This is a genomic window from Paenibacillus sp. GXUN7292 (genome assembly GCF_050864975.1).
In the GTDB taxonomy this organism is placed as follows: domain Bacteria; phylum Bacillota; class Bacilli; order Paenibacillales; family Paenibacillaceae; genus Pristimantibacillus.
In genome coordinates, this window is record NZ_JBOZWO010000031.1 from 20,953 (window position 1) to 39,931 (window position 18,979).

Here is an 18,979-nt window from a genome sequence, read left to right on the forward strand (position 1 = left end):
ATAATGCCGCAACAAACTGCCATTAATAAGCAGCAGCTGCTATCTGCTATAAAAAAAGTTTCTGAAGCGATGAAAACTCTTAAAAACAGCTCTATGAATGAACAATATCCGATTGGGCTGATCGATATTGATTTGTGGGAATGGCCGCAAGGGGTCGGATTATACGGCATGTATCAATATTTTGAAGCGACCGCCGATCCCGACGTATTGCAATATTTGATAAGCTGGTATGACCGCCGCATTGCAGCTGGCTTGCCGGAGCGTAATGTCAACACCTGCTCACCGCTGATTACTCTTGTCTCTTTAGCCGAAAAAACTGATAACCCAGAATACCGCCATATATGCAAGGAATGGTCGGAATGGGTGATGAACGGTCTCATCCGTACAGGCGAGGATCGTGCTTTCCAGCATATGATTACCGGCGATGCCAACGATGGGCAAATTCTGATCGATACCCTGTTTATGACGGTCATGTTTCTCGCCAAAGCAGGCAATTATTTTGAAAAACCGGAATATGTCGAAGAAGCGAAGCGTCAATACCTTCTTCATATCAAATATTTGTACAACAAAAAAAGCGGTTTGTTCTATCATGGCTGGGATTACAATGGCAAGCACAATTACGGAGCTGTTCACTGGGGCAGGGGAAATGCGTGGTATACGTGCGGCGCCGTTGATTTTCTAGATACGGCAGCGATGGAGCCCGGCTTGAAGGAATACTTATTGGATACGCTGCGATGCCAAGTACTGGCTTTAGTGGAGCTGCAGCATGAAAGCGGCTTATGGCATACCGTGCTTGACGATCCAAGCTCTTATCTTGAAGCTTCCGCATCGGCTGCAATCGGCTACGGCATTCTCAAAGGCGTACGGCTGGGCTATTTGCCTGCTGAGCTTAAAAATAATGGGATGCTTGCCCTGCAAGGAGTTCTTGCTCAAATTAACGAGGACGGAGTTGTGCAGCAAGTTTCCTACGGCACGCCGGTAGGCTACGACGCCCAGTTCTATAAGGATATTCCGATCTCGCCTATGACATATGGGCAGTCCATGACGCAGCTGCTGCTCATCGAAGCGCTGAAGCACGTCGACGAACAACAAAATACCTATCGGTAACACAATTTTAACCATGCATAATTTCGCAAACAATAAAAAAGCCCCAGTATTCCTTCACAGTCAAAGGAATACTGGGACGTGCTTCGTCACTTTATCAGCGCTCCATTAATTTCATTCAATACATCTCTAACCTTCGGCTCTGAACTCAGCTTCCATTCTTCCCAAGCTGTTTCAATATCTTTGCCACTATACAAAGCTTGCACAATCGCATCGACCACATTAATACTAAACTTGTTTTTATTTGGCGTAGACAACAATATGAGCTCATAGTCTGGTGGTACAACGTCTGTTATTTTTTCTTTTACTCGAAACATGCTTATAGCTCTATCTCGTACCGCGGCAGGCAAGGATGGATCGCGCGCAGACCAATCATCCGGCAATATGACTTTGGTATAAAAGAAATAGTAGGAAGGATACATGTCAGCAATATATTTGAAATTGCCCGCACTGTCCTTCTCTCTTGTAATCACTAGCTCCTCGCTATTCATTTCGTAATCTTTGCCTTCAATTCCGGCAAAAATCAGACGCTGGCCTTCCGGTGTCGCTATATAGTCCAGAATAGTCAAAATTCTATCAAAAGTTTCATCATCCAAAGTCGGACTGAATATTTCTCCTGTCCAGAAATTCATTAAGTTCTGCTCACCATAAAACTTTCCGTCATCTCCAACAATTGTGGCGATACCAATCGATTCCAAAGAATCCAAATCCGGATTTGCTTTGTCAAATGCTTGCATTCTTTCGTTCACGTTTGCTGCTGAAGCACCCCATACGAACATCCCGCTAATGCCAGCATTGAATTTTTCCAAATGTTCCTGTGCTTTAAACGTATAAAAATCTTTATCCATGAAGCCTTGCTTAAAGTAATATTCGAAATTTTTCACGCCTTCCAGCGTGGAATCCTCGAAAGCTCCCCATACATACTTCCCGTCAACCTTATGGAATATCTTGTAGTGTTTATTGAATGGCTGAACAAATGCAGCGAATAATTGATCCGGTGCAGATGACAGTCCGATTGTTTTACCAGCACCATTATTACCTGGATCTTGTTCAACAAAAGCTTTCCCCAATTGAGCTATTTGTTCCATTGTGATCGTGTCGCCAACTTGAATTCCGACTTTCTTAGCCCAATCTTGTCTGTAATACAATACCTTCGAATCAATAATAATATCGGTAGTTTCAGTAACTGGATTATTGTAAATGACATTAGGAACCATATACAATCGACCATCCGGATCCTGGCTTTTCAAGAAATCTCCGATTCCGGATTTTTTAATGGAATTTGCCAAATTCGGATATTTACTTTCGTAATCATCTGGCAGAGGCTTGATTAAGCCTTGTTTGCTATAATTCAAATAGTCAGTATAATTAAAATCCCAAAACATCATGTCAGGCATGTCACCGGAATTAATCCATAATCGATCTCTCTCTGCCCAATTATCCCAGCTTAACGGAACCAGCTTGTATTCAAAATTAAATTTTTCATCCAACGTCTTGAAAATTTCATCTTCCGTATAATTTCCGTTTTCCGTAACGTCTACAGAGGTGGCTGTAAAGGTTATTCTTTTCTCGAATCCTGTTGCGCCTTCCTGCGAGCCTTGTTGTTCATCGCCTGTTTTCGGGCTTTGAGCAGGTTGTTGATTTTCGCCGTTGTCAGAGCCATTTCCTTTACTGCATCCGGCCAATACTGCAGCGAGAAGAATAATCCAGCAAGCCATTACAATCTTTTTCATTTTAACCCTCCTACATTTTTTTATATTTAAAGAGAAACTCTTTAAATCACTCGTTCATGACTTCTCAGAGCCAATCATAATGCCCTTCATAAAATATTTTTGGAGAAAAGGATACAACACCATAATGGGAGCCATCGTTATAAAAATAGCAGCCATCTTAACCCCGTCAGAAAATATATTGCGATCGATAGTTATACCTGCGCTGCTCATATCTACCGTAGTGGTCGATATAATACTGCGCAGCACAAGCTGCAATGGCCATTTATCACCATCTCTTATAAAGAGCATGGCATTAAACCATTCATTCCAACGGTCAACCGAGAAAAACAAAATGATGGTAGCCATAATCGGCAATGCTAAAGGCAGCATAATTCGTATCAAAATAACAATATCATTTGCCCCATCGATCTTTGCCGACTCCTCAACAGCCGGAGATATGGATTGAAAATAACTTCGAATAAGCAGCATATAGAAAGTGTTCGCACCCGAAACAAGAATGACCGCCAGCAAATTGTTCATCAGCCCCATCTCTTTGATAAGCAGATAGAGAGGAATCATGCCTCCGCTAAAGTACATGGTGAAAATAACCATGGAAGTGATCAGCTTCTTTCCCGGGAAGTTGCTCCTGGACAACGCATACGCCGTGCAAGTTGTAATGATCATATTATAAGGAACACCTATCACCAGAATCATAAGCGTATTGATATAGCCATGATAAAAACGTGGATTATGAAAAATAAAATGATAAGCTTCAAATGTAATTTCTTTTGGAAAAATCATAAACGGAGTTTGCATATATTCCTTCTGCGATACAACCGATATTAGCAGGACATTGTAGAATGGATATATAATCAGTAAGGCGCATGCTCCCAACAAGACAGCGTTAATTAGATTGAAGATATGATTTTTTTTAACTCTCAACAATTGCACCTCCCTAGAAAATTCCTCTTTCACCCATCAGTTTGGCGATACGATCAAAAACCACAAGCAACATAAAGTTAATTAATGACTTGAACAAACCTACTGCTGTACTAAATCCGAAATCGCCTGACGTTTGAAATGTAATGCGATAAATGTAGGTGTCCAGGATATCGCTTACACTTAAAACCGCAGCATTATACATATTGAAAATTTGATCAAAACCGGCATTCATCGTATTTCCAACTTGCAAGAGCAACATCAACACGATGGCCGATCGTATGCCAGGCAATGTGATATACAGCATTCTCTGAAACCGATTTGCTCCATCCATATAAGAAGCCTCGTATAATTCAGGACTGATCGAAGTAATTGACGCCAAATAAATAATACACACCCAACCGGAGCTTTTCCAAATATCTGATATATAAATAAGCGGTCTGAACAAATCGCGATCAGCCAAAAACATTTGCGTTTCTGCGCCAAACAACGCGTAAAAGCGATTGACGACCCCTTCACTGCCTAATAAATTGAGTATAATTCCCGAAACAATAACCCACGATAAAAAATTAGGAAATGTAAATACCGTTTGCAAAAACCGTTTGTATTTCCCGTCCCATAGTTCATTGATTAACAGCGCCAATATAATTGGAACAGGAAATTGAAACACAATGCGGCTCAAGCTGATTTCAATCGTATTCCTGAATGCTTGCCAAAACTCATAATCATTGAAAATATAACGGTAATGCTCCAAACCTACAAAAGGGCTTCCCCATATGCCCAGGTTTGCTCGAAAATCTTTAAAAGCCAGCAAAACTCCATACATGGGACCGTAACAAAAAATGCCATAATACAATAGTCCCGGAATTAAAATGATATATATATACTTGTTCTTCGCAATCTCTTTTAATAATGATTTCTTCGGGGACTCTAACCTTAACGCACTCATTGCAATCTCCCTCTCTCTGCCTGTTATTGCTTTCACTATAGGGGAACACATAATTAATGCATAGTTTCATTTTTTAAAATACAGTTCGGCAAAAATTGAAACAAATAAGGCAAAAGATGATACTTCTGTTCAAGAAGAAACTGCTAACCCGATCCTTGTCCAAAAACAAACAGCCCCCATCTCTACAGCAAGATGAGGGCTGTTCATTTTATTATTCCAATCGTTCTGCTTCATCGGATTTACCGGATCTGTAATCGCTTCGGTACTTCCCAGGCGGTATCCCTGTAATTTGTTTGAATACTCTTGTGAAGTTTTGAGTCGTTGTATACTGCAGCTTATCGGAGATTTCCTTAATGGACAAATCTGTGTAAACCAGCCATTCTTTCGCTTTATTCATTTTGAAATTAATGACGTAGTCAACAAAATTAATATTTTCTTGTTTTTTGAAAACTTTACTTAATTGAGAGGTGGACATTCCAAGCTCTGAAGCAATGGCTTGCAAAGAAAGATCGGAATCATAATGATTATGAATATATTCAATTGTGCGATCTACTGTTTTTCTATCACTTATAAGCTCCATATGTTCAATTTTTTTTCTGATGGCAGGAAAAAATACAATGGAAAACCATTCTTTCATTTCATCCAGTGATGTAGTTGCAAAAATATCTTGATAAACATCGTTCTCAAACACTTCATCAAATGTGCAGCCCATTCTCTCATACATAAATTGTCCGATATCATCCAGAGAGTAAGTCAGTATTCCTTGAAACATTTTAAAATCAGGGACGTGCAAAGGCAATATATCCAACATGGACATATACATTTCCTCCGCTTCATTCACATTCCCTTCCATTAAGCATGATATCGTCATCTTATGCCATTTGGCAGAGTTTCTATCTCGCAAATCAATAACCGATAATGCTTCCACATCTTGACACGAGATCGTGCTGTTCACACCAATCAAATGACGATAGCCTAACAATTGAAGCGTCTGCTCATACAAGTCATTTATTTGATAGTAGGGATCATTAGTTTCTCTGCTTACCGCAATCGAAACCGTGAACTGGAATATTTCCTGAATTTTATAACGTATTAGTCCACATAAATGTCTAATCAATTGTTCCGAATCATCTGATGAGTCTTGCAACCCGAGTATTAGCAGAACTTGACAAATTTGCACATTAGAAGTGATATAGTGAATCTGATCATTCTCGTCGCATAACTCTTGAATCACTTTATTAAGCGCGTACATAATCAAATTTCTGTCATTATTCAAGTATCTCTGTTTAAACGCATTCACTTGATCAACATCCACTACGCATATATAAAATGATTTTCCTTCAATAACAAGATTATATTGCTGTAATTTTCCCTGTATAGAAGCCGCTGATATTTCCCCATGTATCAGCTTTTTCATTACATGCTCCCTGACCTGTTGCTGCTCCTGTTGCAATTGATCTTTCAGATAATTATTTTTTTCTACCACATCATCCATATACGAATGAATGGCTTGGACATCATCAGTGCCCGCCTTCATCACTCGAGGCAACTTCTGCATAATACGATAAATAGGCATGTAGAGGCTTCGATAACTTAAAAAGGATATACATCCCCAGAATATAACGAGAAACGCTGCCATTCCCCATGTCCAGTTGCGAATATCATTAGCTTTATTAGTTAACTCACGCATGGGCGTCATCGCAATATATGTCCAATTATTATAGGTCGACTTTATGGTCGTAGCATTGTACTTCTCATTGGCGATAACCAATTGTTTGGAAATCCCCGCCTTTTCTTTCGACACGCTATAAATAGGTGATTCCAATGTCAAGCGGGCACCAATTTCTTCTGCCCTTGGACTCAAAACAATTTTCCCTTGATCATCGACAATTAAAACTTGAATATTTCCCATCTCAATGGATTGTAAATACTCATACATTCTCTTGATATCCACATGTAAAATCACGATTCCAGCTGTACTGTAGTCGACAGAAACTTGCTTTACAATTAATAATTCATTTTGATTAAGATAGGTGTTGGGAGTAATTACCGATACACCAAAATATTTAGGATTATAGGTTTGAATCAATTGTCTGTAATTAAAATTGCTTATCGACGACAGTCCTTTAATAGTTGAGTAAATTTGATCATAGTCAGTGTAAACCAAAGTTACGCCAAACGGGATTTTTGTGACACTTCTATATTTCGATACCGTGCTCATCATATTCATGGTAGCTTCAAAACTTTCTTTTGGCGTTGTCGAAATGCCGAGCAGCAATGAATTTTGTATAATTAAATCTTCTGACACCTGTAATGACAACGTTTTCAATTCAGCTAAAAATGCATTTAATTGATATTCAATTTGTTTTAGTATGATCCTGTTATTCGTATCCACTTCTGATTGAATGCTTTTAACTGCTGTATAGGATGAAATCATTCCCAATAAAGTAACAGGAATGATACTAAGAAATAAACAATAGATAAGTATTTTCTTTTTGAAGGTAATCTTTTTTATTCTTGCTAGTTTCTTTATCACTGTTTCCCCCCCTGCATATACAAAATCATAAAGTCTTTTTATTACGATGTAAATATCAACATTAAAACGAGTACTTGAAAGCTATGTTTACAAGAAGAAACGCTGCGCGTCCTAGGCTAAGGATGTGCCGTTTCTCGATAAAAGCCGGGTCGCATGAATGATGCGCCCGGCTTTTTATTTGCCACTTTTTATTACTTGAACAATCCGCCCAGCTTATCGCCAAGACCGCCGCCAATTTGGCCTCCTGCTGCTTTCACCAAGAAATCTTTCCAGGAACCAAAGCTGCTGATTCCTTTAATAATTCCATCCAGCTTATCGGCAGAAATATTTTTCAAATCCAGCACGTTGCCTACGCCAACCTTATCCAGAAAAGCTTGTACCGAATCAAGCATAGTGTTGTCTTTAATAAATTTATCGGTAATGATTTGCTCCAGATTCAATTTGTCCAAATCCAGTCCAAGCCCGCTTGCCATATTAGTCAATTTGCCTAAATCCATCATTCATCCCTCATTTTTTCAAAATATGTATACTTCATTCTACCACCGAATAAAAGTAAGAGTAAATCTTTAGGCTTTGAAAAAGTATTTTTTTGACTAGACTGCCGATTCGTTTTGAATAGTGGAGCAAACAACAAAAAGGGAAGAGCACTGCGATCAAGTTTGGGCTGACTTAACTAATTTTTGTCTTGTTTTTCTGTATATTGTTGCATATAATGACGTTGGCATATTTCTACAAGGTTCTACAAATTCAAACTATTTTATTAGGAAGGTGTAAATGTGATTATCCAAAGAAACATTGCATTATGTATCGTATTAACATTTATTACATGCGGAATCTACGGTATCTATTGGTTCATTGTACTTACCAATGATATTGGTAAAGTAAGCAATGATCCAAGCTTTACAGGCGGCAAGCACTTTTTGCTTACTATAGTAACATGTGGAATATGGTCGTTTATTTGGTCCTACCAAGTAGGCAAGCATATCGCTCATGCGCAATACCATCGCGGTTATCAGCCAACGGACAACTCTGCTGTCTATCTGATTCTGACGATCTTTGGTTTAGGTATCGTTACGTATGCATTGGCACAAAATGACGTCAACAAGCTGGCATAGGGTAACAACCTTTGTAAAGAACAATCCAAAGCTAGTATGGATCATTGTTCTTGGGCTGCTCCTGCTTTTCTATTTGCTTGTTTGGCTTCCGCTGACTCATATCGGCATCCCTTGCCCATTTCTTGCTGTTACAGGCTTCTATTGTCCTGGATGCGGGATGACGCGCGCGGCTTTGACATTGCTGCATTTAGACATATATCAAAGCCTGCGTTATAATGCGTTGCTATTCATTGTTCCGCCATTATACGTCATTTATTACATGGCCAATAAATATCAATGGAAAAGAACAAGCAATACAGCAATGCTAATTATGCTCACGCTTGCGATAGCATATGGCATAGCAAGAAATTTACCTGCGCTGAGCTGGCTTGCTCCAACAGCGCTGCCTTAATGAAATGACCGAGTGCCTTTAGCGCCCGGTCATTTTAAATATAGGAAAGAAAAAAGACGCATCGGCCTTCTTGAATAGAAGGTGGATGCATCTTTTTTTCTAACGAAATTGGCCAAGGAGCACAAGTTACGCGCTAGCTGCCGCTTCCTTGAAGGCTTTTTCCAGCTCATCGGCTTTTTCGGAAATCAGGAACAAGACATATTCGCCAACTGTGACTACTCTATAGTCTTGGGCGAGCTTGTATGGTTCTGGCAAGTATTGCTCGAACATCTTCTGCACGTCAGCTCCGCGCTGCTCCATGCTCTTTTTGATTTCAGCGATATCTTTTTTGTCCTTCACTTTGACGATCGCAATTTCATTGGAGCTGAGGTTGAAAGCCGGTGTTTTAATCGAAAATTCATCAATCAGATCGGTATCGATGACATAATAGGCGTCAATATTGTCCAAGGTCAGGTCCATGAGACCCGGTTGTTCTATTTTGTCTAGCATTGCTTTCATAATTTTATCAGTAGACGATTCAATTTTGTTATCATCTGGCTTATCGGTATTTGACGGCTCATCAGACGGGCTTGGGCTCGGCGTCGGGCTTTCGCTTGTGATCGGCGAGTTTGTTGCAGGTGGAGTTGCGCTATTATTGTTCGTATTGCCGGAGCACGCCGTCAGCAAGCTGCCAAGCAGAGCTGTGACGACTAGAAGAGACATTGCTGTTTTTTTCATGGGGTTATTCTCCTTGCACTAAAATTCTAGTAATCGGAGCTCTTCGATTACAGGTTAATAGACGCAGATCACCTAAGTAATGTTGCAGGCAACAATAGCGAAGCCATTTATCCTTGTTTCACTAAAATGACCAACTCAGGAAATAGCTATATATGAAAATTTGGTTATAATCCGTTATAATAAAGATAGGCCATAATATTTTGTGCATGAATGACCTGCGTTTCTATACGATTCAGTCAGGAGGAGATATTCAATGAAAGCACATGAAATTATGATAAGTAACGTGTACAAAGTAATGAAAGATGATACCATACGTACCGTTGTCAAAAAGTTTATTGATCATAATATTAGCGGCTTGCCGGTGGTTAATGATGCAAACGAAATTGTAGCTTATATTAGTGATGGCGACGTGATGAGCTATATTGGTAAGCATAATGACATTATTATCAATATGGTGTATATGTTCAGTTACATTCAAGGTGATCAAGATGAATTTGAAGATCGCATTCGTGAGGTGCTGGATGTTAATGTGATGAGGCTGGCAACCAAAAAGGTACTCACGGCACAGTGGGATGACAATATTGAAGACATTGCCGCTATTCTCGGCGAGAAGCAAATTAAAAAACTGCCCGTTGTCAAAAACGGCGTGCTGGTTGGCGTCATTAGCCGCGGCGATGTGATTAGACAGTCGTTCAAAGGCATTCTTGAGGAAAAGTAATTAGCTGACGAAGCAGAGGCAGCGTATCGCAGTATGAGTACTGGTTGGTCATAATACGCAGCGCAACAGCCTGACAAGTCTCTTTCCCATGAGGCTTGTCTTTTTTTGTCCGGCTGGACAGACACATTTCACCTTTCAAAAAATATGGGCAAATGGGACGCTGCACCTGGCCAAATGGATATTTTTATTTAAAAAATAATGGTATGATATGGGGAAGATTAACGAATTTATTCTATTGGAGGTATGCAATTTTATGAGCGAAGCGCAACAGCAAGCAGGTTATTTTGGCGAGTTTGGCGGCAGCTTTATTCCGCCCGAGCTGCAAGAGGTTATGGACTATTTGGCTGATCAATTTTATACCTACAAGGATGACCCAGAGTTCAACGAAGAATTACGCTATTATTTGAAGGAATATGTGGGGCGTGAAAACCCGCTTACATACGCAGAACAGCTCACCGAAGCTTGGGGCGGCGCCAAAATTTACTTAAAGCGTGAAGACCTTAATCATACCGGTGCACATAAAATCAACAATGTGCTTGGACAAATTTTGCTTGCCAAGCGCATGGGAGCCAAACGGATTATTGCGGAGACGGGCGCTGGCCAGCACGGCGTTGCAACTGCAACCGTATGTGCCATGTTCAATATGGAATGCGTCATCTATATGGGAGCCGAGGATACAAAACGTCAAGCATTGAACGTATTCCGTATGGAGCTGCTCGGAGCCAAGGTTGTGCCTGTTCATGCCGGCCAAGGCCGTCTGAAGGATGCTGTCGACGAAGCTCTCAATGACCTCGTAGTCAATTACAAAAACACTTTCTACTTGCTTGGCTCCGCAGTTGGACCGCATCCGTTCCCAACGATGGTCAAGCATTTCCAGTCCATCATCAGCGAGGAGTCCAAGCGTCAAATTCTGGAGAAGGAAGGCCGGCTGCCTGATGCGGTTATCGCTTGTGTAGGCGGCGGCAGCAATGCAATCGGCGCTTTCGCTCATTATTTGGACGAGCCATCTGTACGTTTGATCGGCGCTGAGCCTGATCAAGCCGCTACGCTAACACAAGGTGTTCCTGAAGTTATTCACGGTTTCCGCTGCCTGGTGCTGCTAGACGAGAATGGCAATCCGAAACCTACGTATTCCATTGCAGCCGGTCTGGATTATCCAGGCATTGGACCTGAGCACAGCCACCTTAAGGTTAGCGAACGTGCGGAATATTATGCCGTAAGCAATGAAGAAGTATTGGAAGCCTTCCAGGAGCTCTCTCGTACGGAAGGCATTATCCCTGCATTGGAAAGCTCGCATGCCGTTGCTTACGCCAAGAAGCTTGCTCCTACAATGAGTAAGGATCAAATTATTATTATCAATTTGTCCGGCCGCGGCGACAAGGACGTTGAACAAGTCTACAATATGTTAAAAAGCTAATAAGCGGGCTATGTTGAAAAGCCTCTTCGACGTATATAATAATCGAAGAGGCTTTTTGAAACCAAATGGATGGAGGAGGACGCTATTATGCAGCAGCTGCAAGCTTTAGAGGATGTAAAGCAAAGCATCGCCGAGCATCCGCTCACATTGCTTATACTAAAAACAAGACAATGCGGGGTATGCGAAGCAGTTCAGGCCAAAGCTGACGCTTTGCTGCAAAGTCAATTCAGCAATATCAACGGGATTTATCTTTATGTTGAGGATGCGCCAGAAAGCGCGGCCGAATTTCTAGCCTTTTCATCCCCTTTGTTGCTTCTGTTCTACGAAGGCAAAGAAGTGTATCGCGCTGCGCGCTTTATCCTTTTCGATGAGCTTGAGCATATTTTGTCGCAATATTACGAGCTGTTAAACTCTCCAAGCTAAGCCCTTTTTACGGGCAGCCAGCTTCTGTTCAACTAAAGTTACCTGCTAACGCTGTTGGAAATAATTCTAACGAAGCTGACAAGCACTATTTCAGCGAAAACAGCTCATTTTAGATTGTAGCGAAGCTTAGCAGCACTATCCGTGTCGCTGCCACCTCAAAACATCTAATTATATATGAAATTTCATATACATTCCGCTGAAATGCCCCAAAAAACACGATTGTATATGAAAAATCATACAGATCTGGTCGCTGCCACCTCGAAACGGCTAATTGTATATGAAATTTCATATACATTCCGCTGAAATGCCCCAAAAAACACAATTGTATATGAAAAATCATACAGAACTGGTCGCTGCCACCTCAAAACGGCTAATTGTATATGAAATTTCATATACATTCCGCTGAAATGCCCAAAAAAACACAATTGTATATGAAAAATCATACAGAACTGGTCGCTGCCACCTCGAAACGGCTAATTATATATGAAATTTCATATACATTACGCTGAAATGCCCAAAAAAACACAATTGTATATGAAAAATCATACAGAACTGGTCGCTGCCACCTCAAAACATCTAATTATATATGAAATTTCATATACATTCCGCTGAAATGCCCCAAAAAACACGATTGTATATGAAAAATCATACAGATCTGGTCGTCGCTTCCTCAAAACGACTTTTTAGTAACTCATTTCGCGAAATAAAGGGTTTTTCATCGACTGAATGTCACAGGCTTTTTGCACGTTTGCTCACAAATTCTGTAACCTGTATCCGTGCAATTAAGCTGCTATATAGCTTTTCAACACGCAGTAACAATAACAGCCAGCGCTCCTTCCCCTACGCTCCGTCCTTCTTCTCCTTGCTTCTGTATTCTCCAGGCGTCATGCCATGCGTCTTCTTAAAAGTACGAATAAAGTTTTGCGAATTTTGATAGCGCAAGTGCTCGGCAATTTCGAATATTTTCATATCGGTTTGAAGCAGCAGCTCCTTTGCTTTATCCATCCGATACAAAATAATATAATCGCTGAATGTAATGCCAAGCTCGTCTTTAAACATCTGGCTGAAATGCGACGGAGGAATGCCAGCCATCTCCGCCATTTGCGGCTGCGAAATGTCCTCATCGTAATGCTCGGCAATATAGGTAAGCACCTGCTCCATCGTTTTATAGCTTTTCTCCGTTCTTATCGATTCGAAGTGCTTGGACATACTGACAAATACATGGTGGTACACCCACTGCTGAATATGAGACATGGTCGGCATTTCTGTCAGCTTATCAAATACGTTATAACTAAATAAAGCAGCGGCTGCTTCCGGTGCAATATTATAAAACTCTCTGACGGCATGCGACACCAGCTGTGTATAAGACATCAGCACTTGGGCAGCAGTTATGTTGGAGTCCTCGCGCAGCTTATTGGAAAATTGATCAAGCAGCTGGCTGACCTGCTCCAAATTGCCGACCTTTACCTGCATCATCATTTGCTGCTCGATTTCGTGCGGATACTCATAAGCATTCTCCGCTTGCAGCGGCTCTACCTGCTCTACATAAATAACATGGCCTGTGCCGATGACAAGCCTGTATTGCAGCGCATTGCGCGCTTCCATAAATGATTTTCGTATATCGATGCGCTCATAGCAGCGGCCAATTCCTATTGTAGCCTCTACGCTTAAAGAATCGAATATCGCCGCTGATATTTCCTCTGCCACCCGAAACGCCTCATTCATCCGTCCCTGAACAGAATCTGCAGTATGATTCATAATAAGAGCAATCTGGTTAGGCCCTGCTTTCGTGATCATGCCTGGCGAGTTAGCCGCGAATATTTCCTCACAAATATTCGTCGCCGCATACACGAACAACTGAACATCCTTCTCATCCAGCTCCTCCGCGACGTTCAATTCCACGCAAAGGGCCGAGTAAAACGAGCTTTCGCGCGGCAGATCAAAATATTCAAACTGCTGCTCCATATCCTTTTTGCGCACATGCTCCAGCAATATACTTTGTACAAAACCGGAGGCAAGAATCGGCTTATCCCGCTTCACTTGATTATGCAGCGAAGTATTCAAGTCCTGAAGCGTATCCATATACGAATTGATCAGCCCGATCTCATCCTTGCGGTCGCCGGAGCCTGACCATTGTGATTTTCCGCGAATACGATCCACGATGCTTTTTATGCCGTTATAGAAATTTCTGGAGACAAATAATGCTGCCGCCAAACAAGCCAAAATTAAAGCTGAACAAGCAATAATCGTTATTTTTTTGATTTTATTGAAGCTGGACATCAGCTCAGTCGTCGGAATAATCGATACATACGACCAATTGTTAAGCGGGGACTGCCAATAGCTTACCAGCATTTTTTTATTGTCCATATATTCATAAAACGAGCTTTCCTGCTCATCGCCATTCAAAATTGATGTTACAAGCGGATACTGCGACAAGTCATCCTGCAGCATATCGCGATTCCAATCGGAAAAAACCGTTCCAGACGGCGTTATAATGAGCATCTCGCTCATAAAGGTATTATCCTGTTTATCGTAAACTTCAAAAAAAGTCCGGTCATTCAGACGGATAATAATATAGCCGAGCGGCTCCTCAGCTTTTAGAGGAACTGCGCGTACGTAGGTAATATTCTTGGGACTACGTCTATGGCTGGAGTGCTCATTCAGATCATCCACCCAAAAATAAGCTTCTTTGTTGTTTTGTATTTTTTCATATAAGATTGGCGCCATGTACTCCTCAGCAGGCCGTATACTATCATGTATAATTAGCTGATCGGTTTTTTTCAAATATAAAGAAGCCGACTCTACATTGTCGACAAGCACTTCGATGGAGCTCAGCAAAGACTTCACATCTCTATAGGTGGCAAGATCCGTCGTTAAATCTTCCTTCGATAGAAAGGAATCAAATGAAGCTGTATACAGATGCTGAATGGCATTTTTATTGATTGTAATCAGCTTATCATCAATCCGCTGCTGCACCTGCTTCAGCGTTTCAATTTTGGCTCTCCCAAGCTCCTGCTGCAAGCTCGAGGATGCTATCGTATAGGAAAAAAAACTAAAGATAAGAATAGGAATAATTGCGATTAAACATGTCCCGATAATAAACTTCAATCGCAGCCTATTATTTAAAGCTATCCACCTCAAACTTTCACTTCCTTCATGTAAAAAAATTCGACAATCTTTCATCAGGCTTTTCTATATTAAACGATTAGCCTGCATGAATACAGGATAATTCTTCATATTTCATGCTGTACTTTAAATAGAAGAAAGAGGGAGCGTTCTCCCTCTTCCATTGCTATTCAATTATTTATTGGCAGCGTACCACTCATTAACCTCTTTCGTCATTTGCTCGCCGCCTTTTTTGTTCCACTCTTCTACAAATGCATCAAAGGTATCGATTGATTTTTGACCAACGACAACGCTGATGTAGTATTCCATTGCAAATTTATTCAGATCGGCTTGCTTTTCCTGCATAGCAGGCGTAAGAACTGCGACTGCCGGGTTAGGCACGCCTAGCTTCTCGATTTTTTTCCACTCGTCCAGCTGAGCTTGTGCAACCTCTTCCGGAGCGCCTGGCGTTGTATAGTAAGGGTTGAATTTGTTATGCGCGACAAGGTTCAATACACCGTCAGCTTTATACTGATCTGTAAGTACAGGTGCGCCGTTCTCCATATTGTAGTGGATGCCTTCAATACCTACGCGTTTGAAATCAAGAGCTTCCTGAGTTGCCTGCCAATCAAGCACCTCCATAATTTTTGCAAGCTTGTCATCGGATACTTTATTGCTGATTACCCAATGGCCGTAGAAGCCATGAGACTGCATCACACCTGTTTTACCGGTTGGTCCTACTGGCGGGTCAATCATAATGAACTCCGCCTTTGGATTCAGCTTCTGTGCATCAGCCAAAAACTGACCATAGTTCGTAACACCGCCGCCAATCATAATTCCCATCTTGCCTGCAATGAATTTCTCATTAACCTGTGCATAGTTAAGTACCGGGAAGTCGCGGTCAATAGCACCTTTTTTGTAAAGCTCTGTCACCCAATTAATTGCTTCCTTGCGGCCTTCGGATACATGCCAGCTCTCCAGCGTGCCGTCTTCCTTCTCTCTCCACTGATTGCCTGCGTCGAATGCCATCCACAATTGATCAAGGAAAACAAGCTCTTCGCCAAGCGCAATGCCAAACGTATCATCCTTTTGGTTTTGATCCGGGTCCATAGTTGTGAATTTCAACGCTACATCGGCGAATTCTTCAACTGTTTTCGGAATTTCCAAATTCAAATTGTCCAGCCAGTCCTTGCGAATATAGGCAGCGGATGTTTGCAATGGACGAGTACGTGGAATCGAATACAGCTTTTTGTCCACCTTTACGTTTTCAAACGTTTGCTCCGGTGTTTCCATAATATTTTTATAATTGCCGACTACATCATCAAGCTGCTTGAATGCACCTTGGCGAATGTATTTAATCAGCTCTGGATCCGGGTATGTTGTCCAAACCATAAGATCCGGAAGCTCACCAGAAGCGACAGTCAAGCTAACCTTCTCCAAATATCCGCTGGCGGGAACCGCGATCAAATCCAGCTCCACGTCAAGCAAGTCCTCCATATACTTCCAAGCCTCACTCTTTTGCGGCGCATCGCCGCTAAGCGGATACATCATGCTGATTTTCAATCTTTCTTTTGGCTTATTGCTAGGCGCAGTAGAATTTTTTTCTGGCTGTGTGCTATTCGAGCTGCCCCCGCCCTCGCCTTTCTTCTCGCTTGAACCGCAAGCTGCCAGCAAAGCAAGCATAAGCACAAAGGTTAATGCCATTGCCAGCGTTTTTCTTGTTTTTTGCATAATTAGAACCCCTCCTGTTAGTAGAAAAATATATACAAGGATAAACGATTTTTTGTGAGACTGCCGATTAATTGTGGCTAGGGCAACAAGCAATAGAAAAAGGTCCCACTGCGATCAAGATTGGGATTCCGACCGCTGTTGTAGTCCAATTCTTGCTCTCCGTTCCCTCTTCTCATTGCTTATCAATAATTGCCCACAATTAATCGACAGTCTCTTTGTCATCCTTATATCTTTATAAAAAGCTAATATACTAGCCTTTCACTGAACCTAATAGCACGCCTTTTGCAAAGTGCTTCTGCAAGAACGGATAAACAAACAAGATCGGAACAGTTGCTACGATAATAGCCGCCATCTTAATCGTAGTTGGCATAATTTCAGTTGTCTCATTTGCTATTGCCGCCTGAAACTCCTCTGTGGAGCCTTGAATAATCATTTGGCGCAGTACAACCTGAATGGGCCAGAGCTTGGAATTGGTAACATACAAAATTGATGTAAAAAACTGATTCCAATGCCCTACCGCGTAAAACAGCGTAAAGGTCGCCATAGCCGGCATCGACAGCGGCAGCACGATTCGGAACAATACTCCTGTATTTGTACAGCCGTCCATCTTTCCGGATTCTTCGAGCTCTTCCGGAATACCCTGAAAAAAGTTTTTCAATATGATTAGGTTAAATGCGCTGATTCCGCTTGGTATAATAACAGACCAGAAGGAATTCAATAGATTCAGCCATTTCATAACGAGATAGCTCGGGATCATGCCTCCTGAAAACAGCATTGTAAATAATACTAGAAACAGCAGCGCGCTGCGGCCCTTCAGCCTTTTTTTAGACAAGGGATATGCCATTAATGCAGTGAGCACTAGATTAGTAAGTGTTCCGACCGCTGTAAGAGCTACGGTTATCCAAAGCGCCCTGGTGAAATGAGCATTGGTAAGAATCAATTTATACGATTCCAGAGTAAGCGACTCCGGCCATAAGATCAGACCGCCGCGCATTACTTGTTCAATGGGAGATAATGATACGGCTGCAATGTACCAAAACGGAAAAAGCGTAATGGCGGCGGCGGCGGCCAGCAGCAAAATATTAAATACATCAAAGGCCTTCTCGCCACGGCTGCGGAATTTGTTCATTAGTAAACGCCCTCCTCGCCGAATTTTTTAGCGAGACGATTCGCAAGCACAACCATGACTAAGCCTACAACAGACTTAAACAAGCCGACTGCCGTTGTATAGCTGTATTTGCCGCCTACAAGACCTTCGCGGTACACATACGTTTCGAACACATCTCCCACACTATAGGTAGTAGCGCTAAGCATAAGGAAAATTTGCTCAAATCCGTTGTCCAAAATATGCCCCAATCTTAAAATGAGCAAAATAAAGATCGTGCTGCGAATTGCTGGCAGCGTAATATGCCACAGCTGTCTCCAGCGGTTAGCGCCATCTACCACAGATGCTTCGTAAAGCTGAGGATCAACCCCTGACAGAGCAGCCAGGAAAATGATTGTGCCCCAGCCCGCTTCCTTCCATATGCTTTGCAAAATAATGAGCGGCCTGAACCAATTGCTTGACGTAAGGAAGCTTTGTGCCTCGCCGCCCAGCCTCGTCAAATATTCATTCACAATACCATCTTGCGTAGCCAGAATTAAATATGAAATACCAGCTACGACTACCCATGAAATAAAGTGCGGCATATAAATAATAGATTGAATCACATTTTTAAAATACTTTTTCCGCACCTCATTCAGCATAAGCGCAAGCAAAATCGGAACTGGAAAAAAGAAAATTAAATTTAGCAAACTCAACATAATAGAGTTTCGAAAAATTAACCAAAATCCATCATAATTCCATAAGGCGATAAAATGCTTTAAACCAACCCAGTCACTTTTCCAAATTCCACCGAAAGGATTGTAATCCTGAAAGGAAATAACAATCCCCCACATTGGAAGATAACGAAATAAAGCAAAAAACAAAATACCGGGTACCAGCATCAAATATAAATCCCAGTCGCTCCTGAGCCACCCCAGCTTAAAACGGCGGCGTCTTGGCTCCTGCGGCTGAACAGACTCAGCAGAAATGTCTATAGAAGAATCCGCTTGCATGATCATGCTCCCTTCCCAATAAATC

General features: G+C 41.7%; 16 protein-coding genes. 6 read left to right on the forward strand and 10 right to left on the reverse strand.

Annotation, left to right across the window (positions count from 1 at the left end; translation table 11 throughout):
- Nucleotides 1-3 precede the first annotated feature (3 nt).
- Nucleotides 4-1,107 carry a glycoside hydrolase family 88/105 protein gene (locus ACRRU2_RS21095; RefSeq protein ID WP_432504771.1) on the forward strand — a complete coding sequence of 368 codons (1,104 nt, stop codon included), beginning with the start codon at nucleotides 4-6 and terminating at the stop codon, nucleotides 1,105-1,107.
- Nucleotides 1,108-1,193: 86 nt separating this feature from the next.
- Here ACRRU2_RS21095 and ACRRU2_RS21100 read toward each other — a convergent pair whose 3' ends face one another.
- From ACRRU2_RS21100 to ACRRU2_RS21120, 5 genes are all read right to left on the reverse strand, one after another.
- On the reverse strand, nucleotides 1,194-2,837 hold the full coding sequence (locus ACRRU2_RS21100; protein ID WP_432504773.1) for a hypothetical protein: 1,644 nt from the start codon (nucleotides 2,835-2,837) through the stop codon (nucleotides 1,194-1,196).
- 54 nt (nucleotides 2,838-2,891) lie between these two features.
- On the reverse strand, nucleotides 2,892-3,758 hold the full coding sequence (locus ACRRU2_RS21105) for a carbohydrate ABC transporter permease (protein ID WP_331697352.1): 867 nt from the start codon (nucleotides 3,756-3,758) through the stop codon (nucleotides 2,892-2,894).
- A 13-nt stretch (nucleotides 3,759-3,771) separates the two neighbouring features.
- Nucleotides 3,772-4,704 carry an ABC transporter permease gene (locus tag ACRRU2_RS21110; RefSeq protein WP_331697353.1) on the reverse strand — a complete coding sequence of 311 codons (933 nt, stop codon included), beginning with the start codon at nucleotides 4,702-4,704 and terminating at the stop codon, nucleotides 3,772-3,774.
- 211 nt (nucleotides 4,705-4,915) lie between these two features.
- Entirely contained in the window at nucleotides 4,916-7,240 is a 2,325-nt protein-coding gene (locus ACRRU2_RS21115) for an AraC family transcriptional regulator (protein ID WP_432504776.1), read from the reverse strand.
- Nucleotides 7,241-7,431: 191 nt separating this feature from the next.
- Nucleotides 7,432-7,740 carry a hypothetical protein gene (locus ACRRU2_RS21120; RefSeq protein ID WP_432504778.1) on the reverse strand — a complete coding sequence of 103 codons (309 nt, stop codon included), beginning with the start codon at nucleotides 7,738-7,740 and terminating at the stop codon, nucleotides 7,432-7,434.
- A 276-nt stretch (nucleotides 7,741-8,016) separates the two neighbouring features.
- Here ACRRU2_RS21120 and ACRRU2_RS21125 point away from each other — a divergent pair, with 276 nt between their 5' ends.
- Complete coding sequence (locus ACRRU2_RS21125; RefSeq protein WP_331697356.1) at nucleotides 8,017-8,355, forward strand: DUF4234 domain-containing protein; 339 nt, start codon at nucleotides 8,017-8,019, stop codon at nucleotides 8,353-8,355.
- Nucleotides 8,318-8,746: a DUF2752 domain-containing protein gene (locus tag ACRRU2_RS21130; RefSeq protein WP_331697357.1), complete on the forward strand. Its 429-nt coding sequence runs from the start codon at nucleotides 8,318-8,320 to the stop codon at nucleotides 8,744-8,746. The genes ACRRU2_RS21125 and ACRRU2_RS21130 overlap by 38 nt, the downstream gene beginning before the upstream one ends.
- Before the next feature lie 126 nt (nucleotides 8,747-8,872).
- On the opposite strand, the gene ACRRU2_RS21135 is transcribed toward ACRRU2_RS21130, so the two are convergent.
- Nucleotides 8,873-9,463, reverse strand: a complete 591-nt coding sequence (locus ACRRU2_RS21135; protein WP_432504780.1) for a DUF4358 domain-containing protein — start codon at nucleotides 9,461-9,463, stop codon at nucleotides 8,873-8,875.
- A gap of 253 nt (nucleotides 9,464-9,716) precedes the next feature.
- Between ACRRU2_RS21135 and ACRRU2_RS21140 the strand changes: the two genes are divergently transcribed.
- The 3 genes from ACRRU2_RS21140 (at nucleotide 9,717) to ACRRU2_RS21150 (ending at nucleotide 12,021) form a co-directional block, all read left to right on the forward strand.
- Nucleotides 9,717-10,181, forward strand: a complete 465-nt coding sequence (locus ACRRU2_RS21140; protein WP_331697359.1) for a CBS domain-containing protein — start codon at nucleotides 9,717-9,719, stop codon at nucleotides 10,179-10,181.
- A gap of 253 nt (nucleotides 10,182-10,434) precedes the next feature.
- The gene (gene trpB, locus ACRRU2_RS21145) at nucleotides 10,435-11,598 is read left to right on the forward strand and encodes a tryptophan synthase subunit beta (protein ID WP_432504782.1); all 1,164 of its coding nucleotides are present in this window, start codon (nucleotides 10,435-10,437) and stop codon (nucleotides 11,596-11,598) included.
- 87 nt (nucleotides 11,599-11,685) lie between these two features.
- Complete coding sequence (locus tag ACRRU2_RS21150; protein WP_432504784.1) at nucleotides 11,686-12,021, forward strand: thioredoxin family protein; 336 nt, start codon at nucleotides 11,686-11,688, stop codon at nucleotides 12,019-12,021.
- An 840-nt stretch (nucleotides 12,022-12,861) separates the two neighbouring features.
- On the opposite strand, the gene ACRRU2_RS21155 is transcribed toward ACRRU2_RS21150, so the two are convergent.
- The 4 genes from ACRRU2_RS21155 to ACRRU2_RS21170 form a co-directional block, all read right to left on the reverse strand.
- The gene (locus tag ACRRU2_RS21155) at nucleotides 12,862-15,162 is read right to left on the reverse strand and encodes a helix-turn-helix domain-containing protein (protein ID WP_432504786.1); all 2,301 of its coding nucleotides are present in this window, start codon (nucleotides 15,160-15,162) and stop codon (nucleotides 12,862-12,864) included.
- A gap of 159 nt (nucleotides 15,163-15,321) precedes the next feature.
- On the reverse strand, nucleotides 15,322-16,857 hold the full coding sequence (locus ACRRU2_RS21160; RefSeq protein WP_432504788.1) for an extracellular solute-binding protein: 1,536 nt from the start codon (nucleotides 16,855-16,857) through the stop codon (nucleotides 15,322-15,324).
- A 250-nt stretch (nucleotides 16,858-17,107) separates the two neighbouring features.
- On the reverse strand, nucleotides 17,108-17,986 hold the full coding sequence (locus ACRRU2_RS21165) for a carbohydrate ABC transporter permease (protein ID WP_432504790.1): 879 nt from the start codon (nucleotides 17,984-17,986) through the stop codon (nucleotides 17,108-17,110).
- A complete protein-coding gene (locus ACRRU2_RS21170; RefSeq protein ID WP_432504792.1) occupies nucleotides 17,986-18,954 on the reverse strand; it encodes an ABC transporter permease in 969 nt (322 codons plus the stop codon). Before ACRRU2_RS21170 ends, ACRRU2_RS21165 begins: the two co-directional genes overlap by 1 nt.
- Nucleotides 18,955-18,979 lie beyond the last annotated feature (25 nt).